Source organism: Salsuginibacillus kocurii DSM 18087 (assembly GCF_000377705.1).
GTDB lineage: Bacteria > Bacillota > Bacilli > Bacillales > Marinococcaceae > Salsuginibacillus > Salsuginibacillus kocurii.
This window is the reverse complement of record NZ_KB898628.1, coordinates 72,761-97,834: the sequence shown is the minus strand read 5'-3', so window position 1 is coordinate 97,834 and position 25,074 is coordinate 72,761. Positions and strand designations below refer to the sequence as shown.

26 protein-coding genes and 4 tRNA genes are annotated in these 25,074 nt (G+C 41.5%); 9 read left to right on the top strand and 21 right to left on the bottom strand.

What is annotated here, in order from left to right:
- Nucleotides 1–84: 84 nt before the first annotated feature.
- The 4 genes from D469_RS0112680 to rpmG all read right to left on the bottom strand — a co-directional run bounded on the left by D469_RS0112680 (nt 85) and on the right by rpmG (nt 3,045).
- Nucleotides 85–1,101, bottom strand: a complete 1,017-nt coding sequence (locus D469_RS0112680) for a ThiF family adenylyltransferase (protein ID WP_018923767.1) — start codon at nt 1,099–1,101, stop codon at nt 85–87.
- A 202-nt stretch (nt 1,102–1,303) separates the two neighbouring features.
- Complete coding sequence (locus D469_RS0112675) at nt 1,304–2,077, bottom strand: DUF92 domain-containing protein (protein ID WP_018923766.1); 774 nt, start codon at nt 2,075–2,077, stop codon at nt 1,304–1,306.
- Entirely contained in the window at nt 2,071–2,634 is a 564-nt protein-coding gene (locus tag D469_RS20295; RefSeq protein WP_018923765.1) for a 5-formyltetrahydrofolate cyclo-ligase, read from the bottom strand. Before D469_RS20295 ends, D469_RS0112675 begins: the two co-directional genes overlap by 7 nt.
- Before the next feature lie 261 nt (nt 2,635–2,895).
- Entirely contained in the window at nt 2,896–3,045 is a 150-nt protein-coding gene (gene rpmG / locus D469_RS0112665; RefSeq protein ID WP_018923764.1) for a 50S ribosomal protein L33, read from the bottom strand.
- 287 nt (nt 3,046–3,332) lie between these two features.
- Here rpmG and D469_RS0112660 point away from each other — a divergent pair, with 287 nt between their 5' ends.
- Together D469_RS0112660 and D469_RS0112655 are read left to right on the top strand one after the other, a co-directional pair.
- Complete coding sequence (locus D469_RS0112660) at nt 3,333–3,671, top strand: DUF433 domain-containing protein (protein ID WP_018923763.1); 339 nt, start codon at nt 3,333–3,335, stop codon at nt 3,669–3,671.
- A gap of 34 nt (nt 3,672–3,705) precedes the next feature.
- Entirely contained in the window at nt 3,706–4,173 is a 468-nt protein-coding gene (locus D469_RS0112655; protein ID WP_018923762.1) for an endolytic transglycosylase MltG, read from the top strand.
- 85 nt (nt 4,174–4,258) lie between these two features.
- Here the strand turns inward: D469_RS0112655 and D469_RS0112650 are convergent, their stop codons facing one another.
- The 9 genes from D469_RS0112650 to D469_RS0112605 all read right to left on the bottom strand — a co-directional run bounded on the left by D469_RS0112650 (nt 4,259) and on the right by D469_RS0112605 (nt 10,520).
- Complete coding sequence (locus D469_RS0112650) at nt 4,259–6,292, bottom strand: peptidoglycan D,D-transpeptidase FtsI family protein (RefSeq protein WP_018923761.1); 2,034 nt, start codon at nt 6,290–6,292, stop codon at nt 4,259–4,261.
- A gap of 238 nt (nt 6,293–6,530) precedes the next feature.
- Nucleotides 6,531–7,142, bottom strand: coding sequence for a superoxide dismutase (locus tag D469_RS0112645; protein WP_018923760.1), 612 nt, complete (start codon nt 7,140–7,142; stop codon nt 6,531–6,533).
- Between the two features lie 363 nt (nt 7,143–7,505).
- Nucleotides 7,506–7,643, bottom strand: coding sequence for a hypothetical protein (locus D469_RS22100; RefSeq protein WP_018923759.1), 138 nt, complete (start codon nt 7,641–7,643; stop codon nt 7,506–7,508).
- Nucleotides 7,644–7,833: 190 nt separating this feature from the next.
- Nucleotides 7,834–7,926, bottom strand: a tRNA-Ser gene (locus D469_RS0112630).
- Nucleotides 7,927–7,946: 20 nt separating this feature from the next.
- A tRNA-Ile gene (locus tag D469_RS0112625) sits at nt 7,947–8,023 on the bottom strand.
- A gap of 6 nt (nt 8,024–8,029) precedes the next feature.
- Nucleotides 8,030–8,105, bottom strand: a tRNA-His gene (locus D469_RS0112620).
- A 9-nt stretch (nt 8,106–8,114) separates the two neighbouring features.
- Nucleotides 8,115–8,191: transfer RNA gene (locus D469_RS0112615), tRNA-Met, on the bottom strand.
- 133 nt (nt 8,192–8,324) lie between these two features.
- Complete coding sequence (locus tag D469_RS0112610; RefSeq protein ID WP_026286230.1) at nt 8,325–8,798, bottom strand: DUF456 domain-containing protein; 474 nt, start codon at nt 8,796–8,798, stop codon at nt 8,325–8,327.
- Nucleotides 8,799–8,894: 96 nt separating this feature from the next.
- Entirely contained in the window at nt 8,895–10,520 is a 1,626-nt protein-coding gene (locus D469_RS0112605; RefSeq protein ID WP_018923756.1) for a Na/Pi cotransporter family protein, read from the bottom strand.
- A gap of 307 nt (nt 10,521–10,827) precedes the next feature.
- On the opposite strand from D469_RS0112605, the gene D469_RS0112600 reads away from it, so the two are divergent.
- Nucleotides 10,828–11,607: a DUF1189 domain-containing protein gene (locus tag D469_RS0112600; protein ID WP_018923755.1), complete on the top strand. Its 780-nt coding sequence runs from the start codon at nt 10,828–10,830 to the stop codon at nt 11,605–11,607.
- Between the two features lie 74 nt (nt 11,608–11,681).
- Here the strand turns inward: D469_RS0112600 and D469_RS0112595 are convergent, their stop codons facing one another.
- Nucleotides 11,682–12,332 (bottom strand): NfeD family protein, encoded by a 651-nt coding sequence (locus D469_RS0112595; protein WP_018923754.1) that lies wholly within the window; start codon nt 12,330–12,332, stop codon nt 11,682–11,684.
- Nucleotides 12,333–12,627: 295 nt separating this feature from the next.
- Complete coding sequence (locus tag D469_RS0112590; protein WP_018923753.1) at nt 12,628–13,518, bottom strand: DUF1002 domain-containing protein; 891 nt, start codon at nt 13,516–13,518, stop codon at nt 12,628–12,630.
- Between the two features lie 167 nt (nt 13,519–13,685).
- Here D469_RS0112590 and D469_RS0112585 point away from each other — a divergent pair, with 167 nt between their 5' ends.
- Both D469_RS0112585 and ispG read left to right on the top strand, forming a co-directional pair.
- Nucleotides 13,686–14,066: a hypothetical protein gene (locus tag D469_RS0112585; RefSeq protein WP_018923752.1), complete on the top strand. Its 381-nt coding sequence runs from the start codon at nt 13,686–13,688 to the stop codon at nt 14,064–14,066.
- A gap of 119 nt (nt 14,067–14,185) precedes the next feature.
- Nucleotides 14,186–15,304 carry a flavodoxin-dependent (E)-4-hydroxy-3-methylbut-2-enyl-diphosphate synthase gene (gene ispG / locus D469_RS0112580; protein WP_018923751.1) on the top strand — a complete coding sequence of 373 codons (1,119 nt, stop codon included), beginning with the start codon at nt 14,186–14,188 and terminating at the stop codon, nt 15,302–15,304.
- Nucleotides 15,305–15,371: 67 nt separating this feature from the next.
- Here the strand turns inward: ispG and D469_RS0112575 are convergent, their stop codons facing one another.
- Nucleotides 15,372–15,767, bottom strand: a complete 396-nt coding sequence (locus D469_RS0112575) for a hypothetical protein (protein WP_156816989.1) — start codon at nt 15,765–15,767, stop codon at nt 15,372–15,374.
- 139 nt (nt 15,768–15,906) lie between these two features.
- Here D469_RS0112575 and D469_RS0112570 point away from each other — a divergent pair, with 139 nt between their 5' ends.
- Nucleotides 15,907–16,515, top strand: a complete 609-nt coding sequence (locus D469_RS0112570) for a hypothetical protein (protein ID WP_018923749.1) — start codon at nt 15,907–15,909, stop codon at nt 16,513–16,515.
- A gap of 211 nt (nt 16,516–16,726) precedes the next feature.
- Nucleotides 16,727–17,053 (top strand): hypothetical protein, encoded by a 327-nt coding sequence (locus D469_RS0112565; protein ID WP_018923748.1) that lies wholly within the window; start codon nt 16,727–16,729, stop codon nt 17,051–17,053.
- Between the two features lie 121 nt (nt 17,054–17,174).
- On the opposite strand, the gene D469_RS0112560 is transcribed toward D469_RS0112565, so the two are convergent.
- The 4 genes from D469_RS0112560 to D469_RS0112545 all read right to left on the bottom strand — a co-directional run bounded on the left by D469_RS0112560 (nt 17,175) and on the right by D469_RS0112545 (nt 20,169).
- Entirely contained in the window at nt 17,175–17,600 is a 426-nt protein-coding gene (locus D469_RS0112560; protein WP_018923747.1) for a Fur family transcriptional regulator, read from the bottom strand.
- 14 nt (nt 17,601–17,614) lie between these two features.
- A complete protein-coding gene (locus D469_RS0112555) occupies nt 17,615–18,457 on the bottom strand; it encodes a metal ABC transporter permease (RefSeq protein WP_018923746.1) in 843 nt (280 codons plus the stop codon).
- Between the two features lie 69 nt (nt 18,458–18,526).
- Nucleotides 18,527–19,396: a metal ABC transporter permease gene (locus D469_RS0112550; protein ID WP_018923745.1), complete on the bottom strand. Its 870-nt coding sequence runs from the start codon at nt 19,394–19,396 to the stop codon at nt 18,527–18,529.
- Complete coding sequence (locus D469_RS0112545; RefSeq protein WP_018923744.1) at nt 19,393–20,169, bottom strand: metal ABC transporter ATP-binding protein; 777 nt, start codon at nt 20,167–20,169, stop codon at nt 19,393–19,395. Before D469_RS0112545 ends, D469_RS0112550 begins: the two co-directional genes overlap by 4 nt.
- Nucleotides 20,170–20,422: 253 nt before the next feature.
- On the opposite strand from D469_RS0112545, the gene D469_RS0112540 reads away from it, so the two are divergent.
- Together D469_RS0112540 and D469_RS0112535 are read left to right on the top strand one after the other, a co-directional pair.
- The gene (locus D469_RS0112540; protein WP_018923743.1) at nt 20,423–21,970 is read left to right on the top strand and encodes a Ppx/GppA family phosphatase; all 1,548 of its coding nucleotides are present in this window, start codon (nt 20,423–20,425) and stop codon (nt 21,968–21,970) included.
- 95 nt (nt 21,971–22,065) lie between these two features.
- Nucleotides 22,066–24,180: an RNA degradosome polyphosphate kinase gene (locus tag D469_RS0112535; RefSeq protein ID WP_018923742.1), complete on the top strand. Its 2,115-nt coding sequence runs from the start codon at nt 22,066–22,068 to the stop codon at nt 24,178–24,180.
- Nucleotides 24,181–24,211: 31 nt separating this feature from the next.
- Here D469_RS0112535 and D469_RS0112530 read toward each other — a convergent pair whose 3' ends face one another.
- Nucleotides 24,212–24,898: a lytic transglycosylase domain-containing protein gene (locus tag D469_RS0112530; protein ID WP_018923741.1), complete on the bottom strand. Its 687-nt coding sequence runs from the start codon at nt 24,896–24,898 to the stop codon at nt 24,212–24,214.
- Nucleotides 24,899–25,074: the final 176 nt, after the last annotated feature.

The following is a 25,074-nucleotide window of genomic DNA, read 5'->3' as shown; positions in this document are numbered from 1 at the left end:
AACTTTGTGAAATCCTTCACTTATATTGTACATTATTTCACAAGTTGTTAGGGACGGAAAAATCATTAGATTTCAACAAAATTGTTAAGAACCAATATAGCGAGCAACCAATGTTTTAGCTCTCGAAATATCGTCTGTACCCTGGACCAGCACACGCCCGTCAGAAAATACGACCAATCGTTCATCCGAACTGATCTCAACGCGAAGCAAAAATGGGGTGACCTCAACGTTAAGTACCGCCTGTAATTGTTCAGCCAGTTGATTTAAATCAAAGGAAGTACGGCTGTGGATTTGGACACTGTCTCTTCCACACATTGAAACCGCTTCGTCTGCTCTTGCCTGCTGCAAATCCGGATACTCCTTTGTTCCACACGTCAGGCAGTCTGGCCGTGGACTCTTAAACGTGATTTCCTGTGTTTGAAAGGACCACACGTCCATTTGTAAAAGTGACCGTCTCATTTTATCTTTACGACCCGTCAACCATTTCAACGCCTCAGCAGTTTCAATTGAAGCAATAATATCAACAATTGGACTAATAACCCCAATCGTGTCACATGTATCACCACTTGAATCATAACCGCTCCCAAGTAAGCAGCGTAAGCATGGCGTCTCACCTGGAATAAAGGAGGCACTCATTCCTCTCGAGCTGACCGCTCCCCCGTACATATACGGCAGGCCATGTTTATAACATGCGTCATTAAGTAAAAAACGCGTTGAAAAATTATCCGTACCATCAACAACCAAATCCATATTCTCCAACAAGTTTTCAATCGAGCCCGCATTTACATCGGTCACAATCCCTTCGATTTCTACCCCGGAATTCATTTCTTCCAAGCGAGATTTAGCAGCAATTGCTTTTGGCATCATATGAGCTGCATCTTCTTCTGTAAAAAGCATTTGTCGTTGTAAATTGCTTGTTTCTACAAAATCACGATCGACAATACGCACATGGCCGACCCCAGCACGAACCAACTGATTTGCCGCAACCGTTCCTAATGCGCCGCAGCCAACAATAAGTACAGCCGAATTTTTTAATTTCTCCTGGCCTTCTTCCCCAATCGGAGCAAACAACATTTGCCGTGAATAGCGTTCCCGGTCCATCTCTGTTTCGCCTCCCTTTATTTTCTTTTAACAATAAGCCTTTGTGAAATGGTGTTGATGTTCGCTTCAGCCTGTTCGCGGGACACGTGTTAATATTGCAACAAGTGATTTGGCCTCCTCTTTCACACAGTGTCCCATTGTTGCTTTTCTAACTCACTCTCAGCAACCCTTTTTTAAAATCAACACTGGCCTTTAATAGCACTTATAATAAAAATAAAATGGCAAAGGCAGCACCACTTAATGTACAGCATGTATTAACTACTTCATTATTTATAAATGACCACCCAGAAGCAACAGCGCCTGCAGTCTGGCAATGCATTTTGTCCTCGCTCACAATTCCGCATACAGAACACTCATATTCCACTTCAAGCAGTGCTCCCATTAACGTGTCGACCCACTGACCTAAAAACCCGCTTAACGTTAATATCACTAAGCTTGTTAATGAAAATGAATTCTCTCCTCCAACAATTAAATAAGCCGTACCCGTTACAAATAGTGCTCCGCCTAAAGCTGCTACAGTCCCTGGCCATGAAATAGCTCCTGACGTTCCTTTAGGCTGCAGCTTAAAGGTGAGAAGATGTCTCGGCTTACCACCAAATATCCGGCCAAACTCCGAAGCCCACGTATCACTTGTTGCCGCTGCTAACGATGCAATAAATGCAGCAAACCAAATAAAATCGGGGAACACGATATAGACTAAAGCCGCACTCGCTGCTACTCCGCCATTTGCAAATACTTGCCTGGCCGTGCGGGTACTATCATCTTTTACTGTTTCCTCTTCCCCCTTTTTCTTCAATTTACTTACCAATGAAGAGGAAACAAAAAAAGCACCTAATATGATAAGGCCTGGCCATGAAAAAGCGAGGGCGATAACTAAGCCAACAATAAATGCTGCTGCTGCACCGGTTGGACTGAGCCACTTTTTATAACTTGCAATTCCGATAATACACACGATAAATAGAAGTAACATTAACATTTTCGGAGTCCATCTTCACAAACAAGATACTGAACCGGTATGTCGTGTTCTTCTACTGGGAATGCAATATTGGTTTGAAAGGGAAAAACAAACGAACAGGTTATACCATTCCAGTTTGCTAAAAACCGATCATAATAACCGCCGCCATACCCAATACGGTAGCCGTCATTCGTAAAAGCAAAACCTGGCACAATTAATAAATCAATGTCATCCGAATTCACTTGTTTTTCGTTTGCTCTTCTTGGTTCTTTTATGCCTGCAAAGCCGGTTTGAATATCAGTTAGATCATCAATAAAATAAAAATGAAGCATATGTCCGCCTTTATCAACAGCCGGCAAGGCTACACGCTTACCTTCTTGTAAAGCAGATAAGATCAGCGGCATCGTTGCAACCTCCTGATTCGTAGCAACTGTAATACCAATAACTTGAGCACGCTCCCAAAGCTCAGAGCTTTTTAAATGCTTATGAAGTGCTGCGCTCGAACGTAAGTATACGGCCTCATCCATATTTTTAAAGCTTTGACTCACGCGTCTTCTAATTTCACTCTTTTCAACCACTGCATTTCCCACCTTTTTGCTTTCAGTGCTGCAATCATTTTACTCACTCTATCATGTTCTGCAATTGATTAAGAAGAAAAGGGCTACACTCTAAAATCTAAGGATAACATGGAAACACCTTCTCCGCACCGTGAAATCCCGCACTGAAGATTTAAACCGTGTACTCAATTCTCACAAGCTCACTGTTTGATTTAGTCCCCTTCCTTTTATCGGCCCAACAACTTTGCCAAAAAAAAGAAGCAGCGGAATAAATCCGTCTGCTTACTTCGTCTCACGATGCACAGTATGGCGATTCAAACGAGGACTGAATTTTTTCATTTCAATACGTTCCGGGTTTGTTCGCTTATTTTTTGTAGAAATGTAATTACGGTCACCAGATTCAGTGCACGCAAGTGTAACTTGTACACGCATAATGGATTCCCTCCAATCATCGTTCTCATTCATACTAACTCATAATAGCAAACCGATGGACTTGAATCAAGAAAGAGTTATAAAATCTTTTAGAAAAACTCGATTCTCTACTATTTTCTTATGTAAGAGCGCGGTATTCATAACTTGTATCCTCTAGAAGGCAAGACAGTTTTGAAGCATGAAGCCCTCAACTAAAAGCTCGCTTAACCACTATACGGAATAATTTGGTTTCGTTCTTTTACATGAACATTGTATAATGAGTTCGTAAGTGAGGAGGGATTGGTAAATTGGAATGGTTGATTTTATCATTTCTAATAATAAGCACATGTTTATTTGCTCTTTCTTTTTTGGTGACCAAAAAAGAAACAAGTGCCAAGGAAGATGTTGAACAACTTTCAATGACTATGATGGCAGAAGTGTATCAACTGAAAAAAAAGCTGAACGTGTTAGAGGAAGAATTGCTGCATGAAACCACTTTACAAGTTGGCTCAACTCAGTTTACAAGTGATCAATTACAAGAAGAAGTGATCAGTTGGTTCCGCGCCGGATATTCAGTGGAAGAAATTGCAACAGAAATGGAGCTTACCCCTGATGAGGTCAGACATTTTCTAGCAAGGTTACCCTAACATAGTACCCCATTACATAAGGATGTGACACTATATGCAAGGCTGGCTGCGCGGTGTGGCTTCAGGTTTATTAGTGGCTGCCATCTTCCTTATTCTATATTCACTTATCTGGATAGAGGATGTAGATGAGACGGTGAGTGACTCAGGCGACCAACCCTCATTATCGTTGAAAGAAATGAGAGATCGGTTGGAAAATGAAGGGTATGCTGTTATAGAGCACGAGGAACTAAACAACTTACAAGAAGCAAAGACCGCCGAGAAAGAAGAAACTTCGGAACAAGAAGAAGCAATCTATAGGTATCATTTAATAGTTGAAAGTGGAATGAGCTCTTCTGACATCACCCAACGTCTCCATCAAGCAGATATTGTTGACGACCAAAACGCTCTGCAATCATTAATTGCTGAGAAAGAGGCTGATGGAGCTATCCAGACAGGCACTTATGAATTTGAGAGTACCATGGAAAAAGATGAAATTGTCGAGCACTTACTTGGCCACGAGTAAGTAAAAAAGAGGAGCTGGCCCCAGTTGGGACAGCTCCTCTTTTTCGCTTGCTAATTTTCGTCTGTGTTAAAGAGTGTTGAGAAAATTATTCTTCAAGCTCTTCAGCCCCGTCTTGATATTCATCTTGTGTCGTACCCTCACTCGCTTCTTCTGGGTCAGGACGCTCTTCCTGCACTTCAAAAAATCCATCGAGAATCCGACGAGCAATTGAATTTGCAATACCTGATCTTCCACCTTGGTCTTGGATACGAGCATTTGGCACTACAACAGCGAAAGCCACCTCTGGGTCTTCATATGGAGCGTAACCTACAAGCGTCTGATTGTTCCCGTTTTGGCCGTTAACCGAAACTTGGGCTGTTCCAGTTTTAGCGGCCAGTGTATATTGCGTACCTTCAAAATCTGCAACTGCTGTACCTTCTGAACCTTCCACCACGTGGCGAAGTCCTTCCTGAACCCGGTTTATATCAGCATCGCTTGCACTAATTCGATTCATCACCTGAGGTGTATTTTGTGTAATCACTGCCCCCAAATCATCATCTCCAATACTTGGCTCACGAATTTGCTTAACTAATTGCGGCTGCATTCGGTAACCGTCGTTAGCAATCGTTGCAATATATTGCGCCAATTGCAGCGGCGTATAGGTATCAAACTGACCAAAGCTCATAAAGAGTAAATTTCCTGGGTCGGCAACCCCACCGTCAATCCCAGTTGTTTCAGATGGCAGATCTATACCTGTATCAATCCCTAATCCAAATTCATGGTAGTAGTTTCGTAATGTTTGGTAAGCACTGGGATAATCTCCCCAGTTTGTGCCTCCTTGGAACCCGGAAAGACGCATCGCGATTTCTGCCATATAAATATTTGATGAAACTTCAAGGGCCTTTATATCATTAATTGGTCCGAAGCTGCGCCAGGAACTAATAGGAGGAGTGCCTGGCAAATCGATCGGCGTATCATTGATAATGGTTCCGTGATCAATTACACCTGATGAAAAGCCTGCTAACATTGTAGCCGCTTTGATGGAAGAACCCATTTCAAATGAACTGGAGACTGTCCCTAAATGCTCATCGTATCCAGCCATGCTTAATATTTCTCCTGTGGATGGGTCCATTAATACGACATATGCTTCTTCTTCAGCCAAGAACGCCCCCGGCGATGCTTCCACTTCTTCACGAATAATACTTTCTACTTCTTGTTGCAAAGCCATATCGATACTTAATACCAAATCATTTCCTCTGCTTCCAGGCGTTTCATTCACGGTAGGCCCCGTGTCTCCAAGCACTGTCTCTCGCAGGCCTTTTTCTCCCCTTAATACATTTTCATATTGGCTTTCAAGGAAAGTAGTCCCAATGATATCTGAACGTTCATAGCCTCTCGCCATGTATTCATTAATACTTTCACGTGGAATTGATCCTGTGCCGCCAAAAAAGGTCGGAAATGTATCACCATAAGGGTACGACCGTTCTGCATCACGTAACAGATCTACATTAGGGAGGTTTTCAAGATCTTCACTAATAGCATGAGCCTCCTCTGTCTCAACACTCGTGACCCGGTGTGGGGCATGGTTATATCCTCCCAGCGTTTGCCGCCATAGAGCCACAGTTTCCATTTCTTCATCATCAATATCAGCTAAATGTTCTTCGGTAACACGGTCAAGCTGCCGTTCATAAATGAGATCGTCCTCTTCCTCCAACTCTTCGATATCTTCTTGGTCTATGAGAGAAGCCGCTTCATCTTCACGAGTTTGCAGCCAGTAATCTTTCAATTCTCTTTCAGTAATGTTATCTATATCATCTTCAGTGACTTCTATATACTTTGTTAACTGTTCACTTACTTTTAAACGCTCTTTCTCGTTATTCGGTGTATTTGTATACGTTAAAGAAAGAACAAGATCATTATTAACAACTACATTGCCATGCCGGTCATACATTAGTCCACGAGGGGCGTCAATTTGGGCTGAAGCCTGTTGTGTAGCTTGCAGTTCTTCTTGATACTCCTCTCCTTCAACAATTTGAATATATCCGAGTCTAAGTATCAATGTTAAAAAAAGTAAAAATACTACGAAAAATAATACATTCAGTCGCATAGCAGGCAGTGCTTTTTTTGTTTGTTTCCCCATAATGCTTTCCTCATCCCCATTATTTCCTATATCCATTTCTTGAGCAACGTTATTTTAGCACAACTTTTACCAACTTTAAATATGCCAGTTGACCTGTTCTTCCATCCTTATTTCATTTTGTCATCACGCAACTATTTAAGCTTTCAAACCTGCGAGCGTGACTAGTTTGTCTATAAGCATAAAAAAGAGCTGACGCCAAAAGCATCAGCTCTACAAAATGGTGTTTACCCATTCAAGTTTATTTTGCTTCGTTAAAACGACGGTTCACTTCTTCCCAGTTTACTACGTTCCAGAATGCGTCTACATATTCTGGACGACGGTTTTGGTATTTAAGGTAATACGCGTGCTCCCACACATCAACACCAAGAATTGGCGTTTTCCCTTCAGAAAGTGGAGAGTCTTGATTGAGGGTGTCCTGAATCTCAAGGTTGCCGTTATTTACAACGAGCCAAGCCCAGCCTGAACCAAAACGGGCAAGAGCAGTGTTTTTAAATTCTTCCTGAAACTTTTCAAAGCTTCCAAATTTACTATTAATTGCATCGGCTACCTCACCAGTTGGCTCACCGCCGCCTTCTGGGCTTAAAATAGTCCAGAACAACTTGTGGTTAGCATGACCGCCACCGTTGTTGCGCACAGCTGTACGGATATTTTCAGGAACTTTATCCAAATCACTGATCAACTCTTCAACAGATTTTGAAGCTAGCTCATCGTGGCCTTCAAGCGCTGCATTCAGCTTAGTCACGTAAGTATTATGGTGCTTCCCATGATGAATATTCATCGTTTCTTCATCAATGTGTGGTTCTAATGCGTTTGCTGCGTAAGGAAGTTCTGGTAGTTCATAATTAGCCATAAAAAACGCCTCCTTGTTTAATGTAAAATAGTGTCTTGTTGTGCATTCATGGAGTGCTACGAACAATGAAACGGACTTTTATACTCATAACCATTTCATTGAATAACTTACCAAAGTTATGAATACTTTTCAACAATAATGAATCAGCCATTGTTACGCTACCATTATGTCTTTTCCCTCTCCTCATTTTTTCAAACCTGTAAATAAAAATAACTCTTTTTTCACGTTGGCTCTGTTAAACGTTGTGGTTGCTGTTCGCTACAGGCGTCTCGTCCCTTCCGCCTCACTGCTCACTACTTTAAAAATCAACCCTGGCCGTTAACAGAGCCTTCACATCAACAAACACTAAACACAGGTTCCAACTTATTCTTCTATATTTTGAATAGCAATTCCTTCTGCTTTATCAGGTTCATAAGCGATTAAAACAACGCCAATCTCATGTTCTAGCTCTTTAATCTGCTCATATTGCTCTTCTGTTAGTTCGGCCACACTGTAAATCACGCTTCAACCTCCTTTCTTCTCCCTATACTTTTCCCACCCAGAGACTTATCATCCATCGATCTGAAGAGCAGCCAATCGATCCACCTGCCAAACAAAAAGCCCCCTCTAGCTACCTAGAGAGGACTAAAACGAGTTATGTATGTTACCTATTACAAAAGTGATATATAAAATCTTTGCTAGTATATGTCAATGGCGGAGGAAGAGGGATTCGAACCCTCGCGAGCCGCGAAGCTCCTAACGGTTTTCGAGACCGTCCCCTTCAGCCGGACTTGGGTATTCCTCCAGCTCATTCAGGTGTATAAATGGTGGACCCTGCAGGACTCGAACCTGCGACCAGACGGTTATGAGCCGTCTGCTCTGACCAACTGAGCTAAGGGTCCAATGTATGGGGCGGTTGATGGGGCTCGAACCCACGAATGCCGGAGCCACAATCCGGTGCGTTAACCACTTCGCCACAACCGCCAGATGAAATGGTAGCGGCGGAGAGAATCGAACTCCCGACCTTACGGGTATGAACCGTACGCTCTAGCCAGCTGAGCTACGCCGCCATTTTCAAGTCAATCGCCTGTGTTTTAAGCAACGAAAATTATAATAGCACCAGTTGCTTATTCTGTCAATCACTTGACCAAAATTAATTTCAAAAAATATGATTCAAACTCTTCCTATGGTTTCAGGGCTGAATTAAAGCACAATAAAAAAGTAAATCAAACCACCTAATAAAGCCATTCCTTTTACGACTACACCAGCTAAAAACCCAAGTAATGAAGCAGAACCAATCGATAATAAATGACGAAACGTTCTAGCACCGCCAATAATCTCTCCTAGTATAGCTCCAATCACTACCCCAATTACAATGCCGAAGACGGGAAGAACAAAAGGACCTATGATTAAGCCAAGTAAGCTTCCCCACACTGCCCATTTTGAACCGCCACTTCTTTCAATGCCAAGCATACTTGTTAAATAATCAACAATAAGAAGCAATAAAAGAATAACGAATTGAATCAGCCAAAATCCTATACCTACTTCGCCCCAGCCCAAATACGTCACCCCAAATATGAGCGCGCCGACGTAGAAGAGAACACTAGGGAATAAAGGGTAGATTAATCCTACCCAAGCTAAACCGTAACATATCAAAGCTAATATAAGTAGTAGCATAGCTCCCCCACCAATTACAAATTCTAAAAATACGGCTATGAGCCATAAAGCCATCGGCCGTTGTTTTTAAAAACGACCGACGGCTCTGCTTTTCCCTTACTCTGTTTCTTGTAAAACTGCTTCTGCAATATTTACGGCGTGGTCACCTACACGTTCCAAGTTACTTACAATATCTACAAATATAATTCCTGCCGAACCGGAACAACGGCTTTCATTAATACGAAGAATATGCTTTTTACGAAGCTTTCTTTCCAAGCGGTCAATTTCTTCTTCTTGACGCACCACTTCTTTAGCTGCTTCGATGTCACTGTTTTCAAAGGAGCTGACTGCATCTTTCATCGTTTGCAAGGTTAATTCAAACATTTCTTCCAAATCAGCCACAGCTTCTTCAGAAAGTGTAACTTTATTAGTCAGCTGGTAATCGACAAGTTCGATTACGTTTTCCATATGATCCCCGATCCGTTCAACATCACGCACCGTATTCATGAGCATCGAATGAAGCTGTGAATTTTCATCAGAAAGTGAGCGCTCAGAGATCATCATCAAGTATTCGGTAATCTTTCGGTCTAAGTTATTAATGGCTTCTTCAAACTGTATCGTTAATTCTGCATGTCGTTTTTGGTTTGTTTTTAAATATTGCTGAGCTTCGATTAAGCCTTTTTCTGCGAACTCCGTCATCCGGAGTGTTTCTGAGCGTGCCTGCCCAAGCGCAATCGCCGGCGAGCGTTGAATAAACGAAGGATCAAGATGTCTAGGTTTATACTCAATCTCCACTTCTTTACCTGGTATAAGCGTCGTAACGACAATCGCAAGCAAAGCTACAAATGGCAATTGAATAATTGTATTGGACACGTTAAATATCCCATGGGCAAACGCAATAGTCATCTCTGGGTTCAAGTTCAAAGTCTCCTGAAAATAAGCCATCAGGTTCGTATAAGGCACAAGGACTATTAAAATAATCGTGGCACCGACCAGGTTAAAAATAACATGGCTTAATGCTGCTCGTTTAGCTGCAATTGAAGCACCGATAGAGGCGAGCACTGCGGTAATAGTTGTACCGATATTATCACCAAATAAAACCGGCAAAGCTGCTGCTAAATCCATCGCACCTTGCCCGTATAATTGCTGTAACAACCCAATAGCTGCCGTCGAACTTTGCACACTGACAGTAAATACGGCTCCGATTATAACGCCGAGAATTGGATTTTCGCTCATACTAACTGTTAAATCTTCAAAGGCCTGCACTTCTCGTAAAGGGCTTACCCCTTCACCCATCAAAGTTAAGCCATAAAATAAAGCACCGAAGCCAAACAGTACTTGTCCATAGTTATTTGTTTTCTTATGTCTAAAGAAAAAAATCAAGGTTGTTCCAAGGAAAATAATAGGAAGGGCATACTCTGCTATATCAATCCCGATAATAAATGCTGTGACAGTAGTTCCAACATTTGCCCCCATAATAACACCGATGGCCTGTGCTAATGACATAAATCCGGCATTAACTAAGCCGATGGTCAACACGGTTGTTCCGGTACTTGTCTGTAAAAGCACCGTTACAAAAATACCAGCTAGAACCCCCATTACTGGGTTGCTAGTAAACTTGTCCAAAATCTCCCGCAGGCGGTCGCCAGCAACTTTTTGTAAACCATCACCCATAAATTTAATCCCAAATAAAAAGATGCCCAGGCCCCCGAGAAATGTAAATAGAATCTCCTGTGTCTCCATGGATGCTCCTCCCCCAAGATGTACAGTATCTTTATAAACCTATTTCAGCTTACGCGCACAATATTGAGCCACCTTTAATGAATTGTAAAGATTTTATTAAGATTTTTTATAAACCCTCGATAAAATATGCTGAGGCTCTAATTGCTCCCTTCTCCTACTATGTGAAGATTTTATGACTATAAGGCGAGAATTTAGTATGACGATATAAGGACAGCTTGTAGTTAGAAGGTTCTTCCCCTTACAATAAAAACATGTTTTTTATCAAGTTTTGGTTTCAGTATCAGGGATAATAAAGGATGTGCGTTTATTGAGCGTATTTAAACAGTTTGTAAAAAGCATGTACAACCCGGCATTTATTTCTCAATTAAGGTTTCAAGGGATTGGTAAAACTATACGCTACGTTTTCGTTCTTATGTTAATAACTAGTATTCCAGCAGGTTGGATGTTAGCATCTTCTACGTTGTCTACTTTAAGCCAAGCTGAGGAAGTGGTGAATCACGACCTGCCTGCTTTTACTATTGAAAACGGCGAACTCCATTCCGATCAGGAAGTACCAATTGAACTAGAAACATCAGAAGGCACTTTTTATTTTGACCCGTCAGGAGAAATTGATCGTGAAACGTTAATCGATAAAGGTTCCGCCCTGGCCTCACTGGAAAACGAAGCTCTGCTAGTAGAAGGCAGTGAAGTGCAAAGCTATACATATGACCAGTTCGGTGAAGTAACACTCTCCGATGATGATTTGACTATGTTTGTAGAAACGTTTAATGACCTGCTGCCGATCTTCTTGCCATTAGTATTGATCTTAATGTATGTATTTACTACGGCGATGAAGTTTATAGGTATAACGGCCCTGTCCCTATTCGGTTTAATCCTGAAAAAAAGAATACAGATCAAGTTAACGTATAAACATATCTGGGTCATGAGCGCTTATGCTGTTACATTGCCAACCACCTTCATAGCACTCTTAGATGCTATCTTTCCAGCAGTGCCATTTGGGTTTACTATTTATTGGTCTGTGGCTATAGTTATGCTGGCCCTCGTATTTAAAAAACTGCCACGCCCGAAATCCTCAAAATCTGCATAAACAGTTGCCGTTGCATCTTGCCTATTATAATTAAGAGGCTGCCACAAAATGAGTCTTTGTGGCAGCCTCTTTTACTATTCATTAGATTCTGTTTCTCCCGCTTTTTGGCGCACTACAATTCGCGTCCCGTCTACATTATCCACCGTAACTTTTGTACCGCTTTTCAACCACTGACCACCGCTGGTTGCACTGTATGCTTCTCCTTCGATTTCAATAGTGCCGGTAGGACGAAAATCGGTAATCGCCTTTCCTTCTTTGCCTACTAATTCATGATACTTTTCATTGATCGAGTTGTAGCCTTCTTCACCACTTAAACGATCACGCAACGTGATTTTCGTCCAAAGCTCACGACGCGGAAACACTTTTAAAAACAAAGCGGCCGAAAAACCACCAAGAATGATGCCCATAGTGACAAGCAGACCATAAACCATATCTGGTGTGGGAACAGCAACACCAATAATCATCAAAACGATACCAAAAATAGCTACTGTTCCATCACTTATTACTTTTCCATCAAATATAATTAAAGCAAGTCCGGCCACATATAAAATAATGACCCATAACCCTGATACTCCATCAATGTGATGTCCAAAATAAAACGCCATCAAGAGAATTCCAATTGCTCCAAATATCCCTTTGGATTTCACAAGCAGTTCGCCAATCAAAAAAGTTGTCGCCAAAAATATAACCAGAAAGCCGAAGCTACTTATATCAAGCCAAGCCATCACCTTTCTCTCCTTTCATTACGTCTTCCTTATCCCCCATCTTACCACGAGAACCCCACTTGGTCACGAAGGAGAAGATGGTGACTAGTTAGTGTACGCCCTGGGCGTTGAACAGGTTTCACTAGTTGGAGTAGTCACAAGAAACTTGATAAAAAAAAACATTTATCTTTAAAAAAGAGCTGCCCCCAAGATGGGCAACTCTTTTTTACTGTTTCTTGAACGATAGCCTGATTCCGCCAAAGCCTTTGTGCATTTGTTAGGAAAAACATTCATAACGCGGCTGATGTGTTAGCTGTTATGATTGTTCCGTGGTGAACCAGCCCTGTACCGTGTCAATTAATTCATTTAAGAAATCCATAAGATTTGAAAAGAAGTTCTCAGCTTCACCAGAATCAACCCAATCATCAAAATTATCGCGTAATTGGTTTAGTTGGTTTTGGACTTGGTTCCAGTCAATGTCTAAGTCTTTCATCCGGTCAAACAAAGAAACGAGCTGCTCCCGGTTTTCTTCACTTAGCTCAATACCCAGCTCTGCAGCTATTTGATCAATCAGGTCGCGAAGGTCTTCTTCTGTTTCAATGGACTCATCATCCAGGTGTTCTTTGATACGGGTGATCAGTTCAGTAGCATCCTCTTCTCCCACTTCATCCGCAAGCTCTGCGGTCCGTACCATCTCTTCGTTGGCCACCTGTTTTTGTTCTTCCGTAATTTCCATATCCGCTTCTGCTTCATACGCTTTCAACAAACCTGTAAGAGCCCCTGTCCCCGAGACTTCGAATGGCGCGGTTACATATACTTCAGCATCTTGAACTCCGGCGGTTATTAACGCATTGGCATACATGCCTTCAGAGACCCAATTGATATTGTGTGTCTCTACGTTTATGCCTTCACCTTCTTCTTCAATTGTGATTCTTGAAGAAGAAATAGCATTTGAACCGATCTGCTCCGCACTGACATAAGCACCTAGCGCTTCATGCTCCTCTTCATTGCTCACTTCCACAATGTGAGATTCTTCATCTCCACCCATTTCATTAAGTAAATTAGAACGCTGAGTAGAGTCAAGATCCTCCCCTAATGTATAGATAACATCTCCTGGCTCAGCAACACCTTGAGCAGGCTGAGTTAGTCCCAGTGAAAATACCATGGCAAAAGACAAGGTAACAAACCAACTTTTTCGTAATTTCATATCGATTCTCCTTTGTTAACCACTTTCTCTTTTATTATGTATCATATTTAACCATTTATTAGAAGAGAAATAAATGAAACGTTCTATGAATTATTGTAAAAAATTACGGATAAAATGCATAACTCTTGCTTTTCATGCATACACATGGCTGAGAGGAGGGGTTGTCCTTGAAAAAATGGTGGTTTCTTTTATTTTGCATAACAATCGTCGCTGCTGTCGCGTATGACATAACCTTGGGGACACTTCCCACTCATTCGGAAGAACCAGTAGAGCATGAAGAAGAAGAGCTGGATGACCCAAGCGAACCCGAGGTACATAGAGACAGTGAAGAAGAACAGACACCGCCCTATAAAGAGGTGCTCGTTGAACCCGGCGATACAGTGCTTACGGTCGTAGAATCCATACACGACCAACCAGTAGACAAATCGATTGAAGATGTAAAAGAAGACTTTATGTCCTTAAACGAAGGGACATCCGTACATGAAGTTATAAGTGGTCGTACGTATCTCTTTCCACACTATCAAAGTTCGGATGAAGGAACAAACTAACCCAAAGCGCTTGCTTATTGATGTCGAACGTTGCTACAATGTACTAGACTAAGTGTTTTAACAATGCAGAAATTGTGGAGAGCTCTCCACATCAAGAGAATAAAGGGGCGGATGAACAGATGACTGAATTGACTCACCGGACCAACACTCGACCGGTACGAGTCGGTAATCTCGTTATCGGGGGAAATGACGAGGTTGTCGTTCAGAGTATGACGACCACAAAAACGCATGACATAGAAGAAACGGTTAAAGAAATCCACCGGCTAGAAGAAGCTGGCTGTCAAATCGTGCGGGTTGCATGCCCAGAAATGAAAGACGCCGAAGCCATTCCTCATATTAAAAGCCAAATTAACATCCCTCTCGTAGTGGATATTCATTTTGATTACAAAATGGCATTGAAAGCCATTGAAGGCGGCGCAGATAAGATTCGGATCAACCCAGGGAACATTGGAAAACGCTGGAAAGTAGAAGCAGTAGTAGAAGCTGCCAAAGAAAAAAATATCCCGATTCGCATAGGTGTAAATGCTGGCTCATTAGAAAAACGTATTTTAGATAAATATGGGTATCCAACAGCTGATGGCATGGTTGAAAGTGCGTTACATCATATTAGCATTCTTGAGGAGCTGGACTTTCATGACATTATCGTCTCCATGAAAGCTTCGGACGTTCACTTAGCCATTGAAGCATATGAAAAAGCCGCCCAGGCCTTTGATTACCCTCTTCATTTAGGAATTACTGAATCAGGAACAAAATTTGCCGGCACCGTTAAAAGTTCTGCTGGTTTAGGTACGATTCTCCATAAGGGAATTGGAAATACGTTACGTATTTCGTTAAGTACCGATCCTGTAGAAGAAGTTAAAGTAGGACGTGAACTGCTTAAATCCTTTGGCCTTGCTTCTAATGCAGCCACGCTAATAGCGTGCCCAACCTGCGGGCGAATTGAAATCGACCTTATTAGTATCGCCAATGATGTCGAAGAATATATTGCTAACATAAAAGCACCAATCAAAGTGGCAGTTCTGGGATGTGCAGTAAATGGACCGGGAGAAGCAAGAGAAGCTGATATTGGAATTGCCGGAGCCCGAGGCGAAGGTCTCTTATTCAGGCATGGTGAAATTATAAGAAAAGTCCCTGAAGAGACGATGGTCGAAGAATTGAAAAAAGAAGTCGACAAAATAGCCGAAGAGCATTATAAAAAACAAGCTGAAGAAGAATCTGCTTCCACTCCAACTTCCTAAGCAAACGTATAAAAACCCCCTTGTATTGAACACAAGGGGGTTTCCTCATGTGGTTAGAGGAATCTTGTTACATGAACGGACCGAAAAACAAGGCAACAATGATAGAGAAGGCACCGATACCCATCGCCCAATAACCAGAAGTTGAAGCTCCTTGAGCTCTTGCAAAGAAACCACCTAAAATGGCTAGACCACCTAATACGACCGGCAAGAAGAATAAAGAACAAATCGCGAGAACTATAGAGGTAATCCCGATTCCTTTCCCTAAGCTGTCGTTATTAACGTTGCTTTCCATAGTTGTTCGCTGTTCAGTTTCTTCTCGTTCCGGTTCACTAATGTTTTCTCTGCTCCCAACCCCTGGCGAAGCTACTTCTGCAGCCGTTTCCTGCGTATAATCCGGCCATTTTTCTTCTATCGGCTCACGTTCGTTAAATTCTTCCTCGAACTTCTCTTCATCTCTCATCAAAATTCCACCTCCTGCCCTCCAATAGTGAAGAGCATTTTTATCTTGTGCAGTGCAGCGATACCTTAGCCGTGTAATGATTGGCAATTCGTTTAAGGCAAAGAGGATTTATGCTATGATAATTATGGTGAGGAGGATGATTATGACAAAAGAGCAAAAGCAGCTTCATTTTGGTTTTGATATAGATGGGACAGTAACAGACCCTGCCACATTTGTCCCATATTTAAATCATCATTTTCAAACGAATATCACTCTTGAGGATATTACCACGTATGATTTAACCAAAGTACTAGGCATATCAGAGGCCATGTTTTGGGAATGGATGGTGGCTCATGAAGACACTATTTATAAAGAAGCAGCGATGGCTCAAGGTGCTTATGAGGCGATAAAAGCATGGAGTCACCAACACCGGATGACCTATATAAGCGCCCGCGGCAACCATTTGCAGCCAACAACCACCAAATGGTTTGACCATAACGCCATCCCTTATGAACACATTGAACTGATTGGACAACACGATAAATTAACTACGATTGATAACCACTGCCTTGATATTTATTTTGAAGACAAATATGATAATGCCATTAATATATCAAACCACTGTCAAATTCCAGTGATATTATTGGATACACCTTATAACCGAGGCGATCTTCCAGAAAAGGTTATCAGGGTGAATAACTGGAATGAAGCTAAAGAATGGGTCGATGAGTGGGTCGAAAGCCATCCGGTCTATACAACCGAGAAAGCTTAGGAAGTCATGGTGATTTCCTAAGTTTTTTTATGCTTATGTAGTAGCTCTATTCTCTTTCAACCCCGTTTTTTGAAGCTGTCGAAAACAAACGAGAAAAACTCTTAAGGCTCCGACATCATTCGAACCGCTCTGAAGGAAATGCTCCGTATAATAAAACGCATAGTAAATAACAGTTGTCCAAATAAGAAAATAAAAAAGGGGCGGATCCACCGTGCAAAAGTCAGAAGAGCAAGTGCTCCGGCACATCCAAATGTTTGAAATGATGATATACTGCCTGCCAGATAATCCTCGCTATCAGGAGCAATACTATACTTATTTTCAAGAATTGCTCAGGTTAGAGGACCCATCCTATATTCCTCTTCAAGAAATCACGTCTTTGCTCCGTGCTACAAAACCATATGTTTATGAAGAATTAATTTCAGACTGGAAAAAAGATCCTACACTGACGTTTTTGTTAAAAAGCTTTATTCCTCAGGAGGAAGCAGAAGAACGGTTAAAGCAAATAAAAGCGGATATCCTCACAACTATGACAGGATAACGATTTTGTCACCTTCCTAGTGTATGCAAGCCATTAAAAATCATACCTAAACGCAAAAAAAGCTAAAATAAGCGGGGGCAATGACGTTTATGCCACCCTCGCTTATTTTAGCTTTCTGACGTTAATTAACAGGTGTTGTTTTACATTCTTGGCAATACCCATAAATTTCAAATTTATGATCGGTAATCTCAAACTCCTCTTTTACCGGGTCAAGGGTATCCATCGGACAAGCATGGACATGCTTTGTCCGCCCACATGACATACAAATCATATGGTGATGGTGGTGAGGGGTTGCACAGCTAAGCCGAAAGCGCTTCTCCCCTTCAAGTTCAGTCATCTCGAGAATATCAATGTCGCTAAATATAGATAAATTACGATACACTGTGTCAAAACTCAATCCGGAATAACGACTCTGCATATAATCGAGCACTTCTTTGGCGGAAATATACCGTGAATCACGCGCAAATAATTCCAAGATTTCTTGGCGCTTCGTTGTGTGTTTATAGCCTTTCTCTTTCATCCGCTCAAGAGCTTCCTCTACATTCATATACTGTCACCTCATTATGCTGCCGTAGTCCACTGCCAAAGACGCTTGCCTAAAGACACTACAAACAATATGGTTATGGCTGTCATGACGATCGTGCCGCCTGTTGCTATATTTAAATGGTAAGAGAAATAAACGCCAAGCAATACGGCAAGCTCACCAAAAATTATCGAATAAATGATAATTGACCGGAAACTGGCTCCAATTCGAATAGCTGCTGCCACTGGCAGTGTTATTAACGCACCAACAAGCAAAATCCCTACTACTTGCATCGACAGGGCAATAACTAAGGCGACTAGCACGGAAAAAAGAAAATTAATACTCCGAACAGATATTCCGGTCACTTTGGCAAATTCCTGGTCAAAGGAAACAGCAAGCAGCTCTTTATACATTAGTATGACAATGGTCAAAACCACACCGCTAGTAATTAAGATAAAATACAAATCCGACAGGGTCACCGAAACAATACTCCCAAACAAATACGAAAACCATTCGTTATAACCACTTTCAGCCATACTAATAAACACTGCACTTAAACCGATGCCGGCTGAAAGGATAATTGGGATGGCCAGCTCTTGAAAGTGATGATACTCTTGCCGTAATTTCTCAATTAACAATGATCCGACTAACGCAAACAGCGCACCAAAATATAAGGGGTTCAAACCTTCCACCCACATTAGTGTTTGTGATAAAAGCACAGCTGCAGAAATGCCGGTTAAGGTTACGTGTGATAACGATTCAGATATAACGGAAACACGGCGCACCACAAGAAATGAACCAATTAAAGGAGCAATAATGCCAATTAAAACACCAGCTACAACTCCTCTTTCAATGAACGTTAATGCTTCTAAAAACTCCATTACAGGCGCTCTCCATTCATTACATAACCTATTTTACTAGAAATGTACCAATTAATAAAAGCTTTTCCATTAAGCCGGCCGCCGAATAGAACGCAAGCTTACGACCGTTCCGTCCCTTAACTTCCTAACAGATATAGATAAAATTAAAATACCCACTGCGAGCATAACTATGGTTCCCCCAGGAGCCAAATCCAGATGATAAGCTGAAATTAAGCCAAAAACAACCGCGCCTTCTCCAATTAAAATGGCGAAAATAAACATTTGCTTAAAGCTTTTCGCCCATTGCATAGCTGCTGCCACAGGTAACGACATTAAGGCAGAGACGAGCAGAATACCGACTATTCGCATCGACGCTGCAATCACAAGAGCTACCATTACAATAAACATAAGGTGAAGCCACCGTCTGGGCAGTCCAGCTACAGCTGCTTGTTCTTCATCAAATGACAAAAAGAACAATTCTTTATAAAAAATAATAATAAAGGTAGTAACAATAACAGTAATCCCAAGGATCGTCCAAAGATCAACACGAGTTACAGCAATAACACTGCCAAACAAATAATTAAATAAATCGGTATTAAAGCCATCTGCTAGAGAAATAAACACCACACCCAGGCCAATACCGCCTGACAGTATAATGGGAATAGCCAATTCTTTATAATACGTATATACATGACGTAATTGCTCGATTAAAAGGGCGCCTCCCACTGAAAAAGCAATCCCCATATATAGAGGGTTTACCAGCACAAACGCCGTTACATACTTACTCATAAGCAAGCTGAATGCAATACCAGTTAAGGTTACATGCGATAACGCATCAGCGATCAGCGACATTCGTTTCACCACAAGAAAGACCCCTAACAACGGGGCGAGAAATCCAATCATGATGCCTGTAAAAAAAGCATTTTGTAAAAACTCAAATCGAAAAAATACCTCTATCATGAACCATGGCCTCCGTGCTCGTGCGTCAGTAAATGAACATCATGGCCATAGAAAGCGGACAAATCTTGATTCGCTTCAAATTCTTTCGAAGAACCGTGGAAGTGAAGAAATTTATTCAAACAAGCGACATCTGTTACATGTCTTGTCATAGCTCCCACATCATGAGTCACTAGCAGAAGCGTCAGCCCATGTTCTTTGTTTAGCCCCTCAAGCATCGTGTAAAAGTTCTGCACAGACTTTGCGTCAACCCCCACGGTAGGTTCATCTAAAATTAAAAGTTCTGGGTCACTAACAAGGGCTCGTGCAATAAATACGCGTTGCTGTTGTCCACCCGAGAGCTCGCCAATATTACGCTTTTCATACGGTGTCATCCCCACCCATTCGATGGCTTCTCTCACCTTTTGTTTATCCTTTCGGTTTAAAAAGCGGAACAAGCCCTTTTTTCCGAAGAGGCCCATGGATACTACCTCAAAAACGGTAGCTGGAAAACCAGCATTAAAGCTATTCGCTTTTTGGGAAACGTAGCCAATCCGGTCCCATCCTTTATACTTCTCAACTTTTTCTCCGAATAGGCGGATTTCCCCTTTTTGCGGCTGCTGTAAGCCAAGCAGGCTTTTAAGTAACGTCGATTTACCTGAACCATTCGGGCCCACTAAGCCTAAAAAAGCACCAGGAGCGAGACGCATGGAGACATCCTCTAACACATATTGGTTTCCGTATCGGAAAGAAAGGTTTTTTATATCTACTACGGGAATCTTATTATCCGTAAACATGGTATCCTCCACTTATAAGAATCATTACGATTTAGCCTTTATTTATTATAACGGACCTCCCCTTCCGTGTAAATGTATTAATCCTTGTAGTGATTAAGCATCTTTAAGTATGATAAAAGTAGCGTTATTTTTCCGACAAAACCTAGTTCTTTTTAGCAGCTATTTTTAAAGCGTGGCAGTTGACTAAAATGGAAAGCATTACAGTAAAAGGTAGAGGAATTAAAATAAGGTAAAAAAACGAGGTGTTCGTACAATGAATCGCCATAGCAAAGAAAAAGTTGCTGTCATTGACATGGGATCCAACTCCATTCGACTTGTCATTCATCAAGTTGATGAAAAACGGGGGTACAGGCAAATACATAACGTTAAAGATGTCGCCAGATTAAGCAATTTTATTGACCAAGACCGCAAATTAACTGAAGAAGGGTTCCGCGCTCTTGAACAAACAATTGTCCGTTTTAATGAAATTATTGAAGACCATCAAGTAACCAACATTCGCGGCATAGCCACTGCAGCTGTGCGCCATGCCTCCAATCAGCAGCAAATATTATCATTTATTAAAGAAAAAAGCGGCATGGACTTTGAAGTTCTCTCTGGACATCAAGAAGCCTACTATGGCTATGTAGCTGTCATCAACTCCACCCCGCTTACAGATGGTATCACTGTTGATATTGGCGGCGGCAGCACAGAGGTTACATTGTTTAAAAACCGCAAACTCCTTCACACCTATAGTTTTGACTTTGGAGCCCTTACGCTAGAACGGTTATTCTTTCAAGGGGCTGAACCAAACGATAAACGCCTAGCCGAGCTTAGTTCGTTTGTACAGAACCAGTTTGCTAAACTCCCTTGGTTAAAAAACGCCCAAGTTCCTATAGCCGGCATTGGCGGCAGTGCACGAAACATGGCTTTAATTCATCAACGCCAGCAAGGATACCCTTTATCTAATTTGCATCAATACCCAATGGAAGCAGAAAGTGTCAATCAAACCTTAAAGTACCTGGCTGCTCTCCCTTATGTTAAACGTTTAGAAGTTGATGGGCTTTCAAAAGACAGAGCAGATATTATCGTTCCTGCAGTCGCTCTGTTGAATGAACTCGTTCAATATACAGCCGCTCCCCAATTTGTATTAAGCAATAAAGGATTAAGAGACGGTCTGCTCTTTGACACACTGTTAAAACCTTTAGAGATGGATTGTTTTCCGAGTGTTTCCGAAGAAAGTTTTTATCAACTTGAACGAGAGTATGATTTACCAGCTGGCCTGACAAATAGTGTATTGATTACCAGTTTGATGTTATATGATGAACTTGCAGAGCATGCAGGTAATAACCCTTTGCCAGCAAACAACCGAGAAATACTGCGAATGAGTGCAAAGGTAGTTTATCTTGGTGAATATATTGATGAATCCTCTAGCAGCGACCATACCTTTTACTTATTACTTCATCGCTCAATTGACGGAGTCTCCCACCGCGAGCGGGCAGCTATGGCCTTGATCGCTTCATTTAAGTCCCGGAAACTCTTTAAAAAGCGCGCTCAAGAATTTAATGGCTTCTTTACATCACAAGAATTAAACCAATACGAACAACTTGGGGCTATTTTAAAATTAAGTTATAGCCTTCATTTAACACGAAGAAGTATCATTTCGAATGTAAATATTATAAATAAACAAGGGGCACTGCATTTTCAAATTGAATACGACCCTGACCGTGACCCCCACTTTGAAATTCAAGCGTGTGACAAACACAAGAAACATCTAGAAAAAGCCCTGGGCACGGCTTGTATGTTTGAATTTATTAAAGGTTAGACGCATCAATCAGCCAATCCATAACATAAAATGGATGATAAAGTTGGTTATGTACGGTAAAGCTGGATTCAGAGCAGGTAGAGGGGGCGCAACATTTGAAAAAAGATGAGATTAAGAAACTTCCAGATCTGCATCACCCTAAATATTATAACAACCGCGAGCTTAGTTGGTTATTTTTCAATGAACGAGTTCTTGAAGAAGCATTAGATGAATCAAACCCACTCTTAGAACGGATTAAATTTTTAGCGATTTTTAGTTCCAACCTCGATGAATTCTTTATGGTTCGTGTAGCAGGTTTAAAAGACCAGGTAGAAGCTGGATTCAACAAACCAGAAAACAAATCTGGGTTAACCCCAAAGCAGCAATTGCGAGCTATTAGCGAAATCAACCGCAAATTGGTTAAACGCCAGGATACTGTTTATACGGAAACGATGCTGCCACTTCTTAAGCAAGAATATATTACGTTTAATTCAATTGAAGAGCTGACCTCCGAAGAACAGGCCATCGTAAAAAAACATTTCAGGCAATATATTTTTCCCGTCTTAACCCCGATGGCCGTTGATGCATACCGTCCATTTCCAATGCTGTTAAGTAAAAGCATTAATCTTGCTGTTATGTTACAGGACCTTACCACCAAAGGAGAACCTACTCTCGCTATTGTTCAAGTACCAAGTGTTCTTTCCCGCTTCATTGAGATCAAAGAGGACGACCCAATACAAAGAACCTATGTATTGCTCGAAGATGTCATTTCGCATTGCATCGATTTATTGTTTCCAGGTTATAAAGTGCTTTCAGTTTCTCCTTTTCGTATTACAAGAAATGCAGATCTTTCTCTTCATGAAGAAGGAGCCCGTGACTTGTTGCGTGAAATTGAAAAAGAACTCAAGAAAAGAAAATGGGGAGCAGCTGTAAGACTAGAAATTCAGCAAGGTCTCATGGACCATCGGGTGGAACGATTTTTAATGAAAGAGCTCGAAATTCATGAAAACGATATTTACACACTAAAAGGTCCGTTGGATTTAACATTTTTGTTTGAATTCTATAAAGAACTTGGTCCAGAATATGAACACCTTACCAACCAAGCACTTATTCCTCAGCCGCCTGCTGACCTTCTCTGGGTGGACGACATTTTTGATGCGATTGACCACCAGGATATTCTTTTGCATCATCCTTATGAGTCATTTCAACCAGTAGTGGATTTCATTCAGCAAGCCGCAGAAGATCCCAAAGTGTTAGCAATCAAACAAACATTGTACCGAGTTGGCGGTGATTCCCCTATCATAGCCGCTCTGTTAAAAGCAGCAGAGAACGGCAAACAGGTTACAGTTTTGGTCGAATTAAAAGCACGCTTTGATGAAGAAAATAACATTCAATGGGCAAGGATGCTTGAAAAATCTGGGGTTCATGTTATTTATGGCTTCACCGGCTTAAAAACCCACAGTAAAATTACACTCGTTGTTCGACTAGAAGGTGAACGCATTCAACGCTACGTTCACCTTGGCACCGGAAATTATAATGAAACCACAGCTAAACAATACACAGACATCGGACTATTAACCTCTAGAAGCAGCTTCGGCGAAGATGCTACTCATTTTTTCAATTACTTGAGCGGCTACAGTGAAAAACCTCAATGGAATGAAATAGCGGCTACTCCCTTTGAGACACGCGACTATTTCCTGCAATTAATTGATGAAGAAATCACTTCTCATCACCAACATGGAAATGGATACATTCAAGCAAAAATGAACTCATTAACAGATAAGCCAATTATTCTCAAATTATATGAAGCTAGTCGGGCAGGAGTGAAAATTGATCTATTAATCAGGGGAATCTGTTGCTTACGGCCCGGTATACCAGAGATTAGTGAAAACATTCGGGTCCGCAGTATTATTGACCGCTTTTTGGAACATAGTAGGATCTTTTATTTTTATCAAGGAGGAATGGAGCGATACTTCCTCTCCTCTGCCGACTGGATGACCAGAAACATGGAAAAAAGAGTCGAAATCCTCTTTCCCGTGTATGATGCTAGAGCAAAGAAAAAATTACAAGACGTCTTTACCTTTGCCTTTTCAGATAATGTAAAAGCGAGAGAACAATTGCCGGATGGAACTTATGCTTACGTTCAGCCCCAACTTGGCGAACCACTCATTCGTAGCCAACTTGAATTGTACAATCAAGCCACCCCATTTGAAGACGAAGTCGACGACTAAAAAGGACTCCGAAAAAATCGGAGTCCTTCTTTTAGTTATTCGATAATAACTCTTGTTGTTCTTTTGCATTCTCTTGTATATCTTCGGCATACCAGCTTCTAGCGGTGCCATTTTCCTGCACGTATTGTTCCATCCCGCCAACTCCCCGATGATATGCAGTTAATGCTTCGTCCCAATTGCCGAATTCTTCATAAAGGTAATCGAGATAAGTGACAGTTAACTTCATTGAATAATATGGATCAAATAAAAAGTCGTCTTCATAAGGAAGTCCAGCTTTATCTGCAATCCAAGGCCCGGTATTTTTCATAAACTGTCCTAATCCATATGCATGTCCATGGACAGTTTCAGGTCCAACAAGGTCCGGGTCAAACTTATCACCTGTTTCTATGCGAAGCAGTTCGAAAGCCAGGTAAGGATCGATTCCTTCTTCATATGAATGATAAGATAAATAAAGACCCCACTCTTCGGAAAACGCTCCTTCTGACGCCTCATACAGATGCTCCGCTGTTTGCGCAGCCTCCTTAAGCTGGTGATAATCGATATCTTCATCAGCCAAACCGGACGTTAGATGGTCAGCTCCATCTTCTGCTAATTCTTCGACAGCAGCCAATTCTTCTTGCTGTTCTTCAAACGTATTTAACCGTTCTTCAATTTGGACGCTGTCAAATGCTGTTAATAAAAACACTAATGATAAAATGACGATAGCCAAACTTTTCAAGGTGCTCACCTCCATTAATTTCTGTTAGCATGTGAACTAAAAACAAACTTGTCCACCCTGGCTAGTTAGTAAAAAATCTCTATAGAAAAGACCGATTGACGCTGGTTCCCGCGCTTAGAAATCATGAAAAAAGACGCCCGACAATCGACGCCCTTCCATCATATCTTCTATTTATA

Bases quoted from the DNA above. Each gene is read 5' to 3' on its own strand.
- D469_RS0112680 (WP_018923767.1), bottom strand. From the start codon at position 1,101: ATGGACCGGGAACGCTATTCACGGCAAATGTTGTTTGCTCCGATTGGG.
- D469_RS0112675 (WP_018923766.1), bottom strand. From the start codon at position 2,077: ATGTTAATGTTACTTCTATTTATCGTGTGTATTATCGGAATTGCAAGT.
- rpmG (WP_018923764.1), bottom strand. From the start codon at position 3,045: ATGCGTGTACAAGTTACACTTGCGTGCACTGAATCTGGTGACCGTAAT.
- D469_RS0112655 (WP_018923762.1), top strand. From the start codon at position 3,706: ATGCAAGGCTGGCTGCGCGGTGTGGCTTCAGGTTTATTAGTGGCTGCC.
- D469_RS0112650 (WP_018923761.1), bottom strand. From the start codon at position 6,292: ATGGGGAAACAAACAAAAAAAGCACTGCCTGCTATGCGACTGAATGTA.
- D469_RS0112645 (WP_018923760.1), bottom strand. From the start codon at position 7,142: ATGGCTAATTATGAACTACCAGAACTTCCTTACGCAGCAAACGCATTA.
- D469_RS0112610 (WP_026286230.1), bottom strand. From the start codon at position 8,798: ATGCTACTACTTATATTAGCTTTGATATGTTACGGTTTAGCTTGGGTA.
- D469_RS0112605 (WP_018923756.1), bottom strand. From the start codon at position 10,520: ATGGAGACACAGGAGATTCTATTTACATTTCTCGGGGGCCTGGGCATC.
- D469_RS0112595 (WP_018923754.1), bottom strand. From the start codon at position 12,332: ATGGCTTGGCTTGATATAAGTAGCTTCGGCTTTCTGGTTATATTTTTG.
- D469_RS0112590 (WP_018923753.1), bottom strand. From the start codon at position 13,518: ATGAAATTACGAAAAAGTTGGTTTGTTACCTTGTCTTTTGCCATGGTA.
- ispG (WP_018923751.1), top strand. From the start codon at position 14,186: ATGACTGAATTGACTCACCGGACCAACACTCGACCGGTACGAGTCGGT.
- D469_RS0112570 (WP_018923749.1), top strand. From the start codon at position 15,907: ATGACAAAAGAGCAAAAGCAGCTTCATTTTGGTTTTGATATAGATGGG.
- D469_RS0112560 (WP_018923747.1), bottom strand. From the start codon at position 17,600: ATGAATGTAGAGGAAGCTCTTGAGCGGATGAAAGAGAAAGGCTATAAA.
- D469_RS0112555 (WP_018923746.1), bottom strand. From the start codon at position 18,457: ATGGAGTTTTTAGAAGCATTAACGTTCATTGAAAGAGGAGTTGTAGCT.
- D469_RS0112550 (WP_018923745.1), bottom strand. From the start codon at position 19,396: ATGATAGAGGTATTTTTTCGATTTGAGTTTTTACAAAATGCTTTTTTT.
- D469_RS0112545 (WP_018923744.1), bottom strand. From the start codon at position 20,169: ATGTTTACGGATAATAAGATTCCCGTAGTAGATATAAAAAACCTTTCT.
- D469_RS0112540 (WP_018923743.1), top strand. From the start codon at position 20,423: ATGAATCGCCATAGCAAAGAAAAAGTTGCTGTCATTGACATGGGATCC.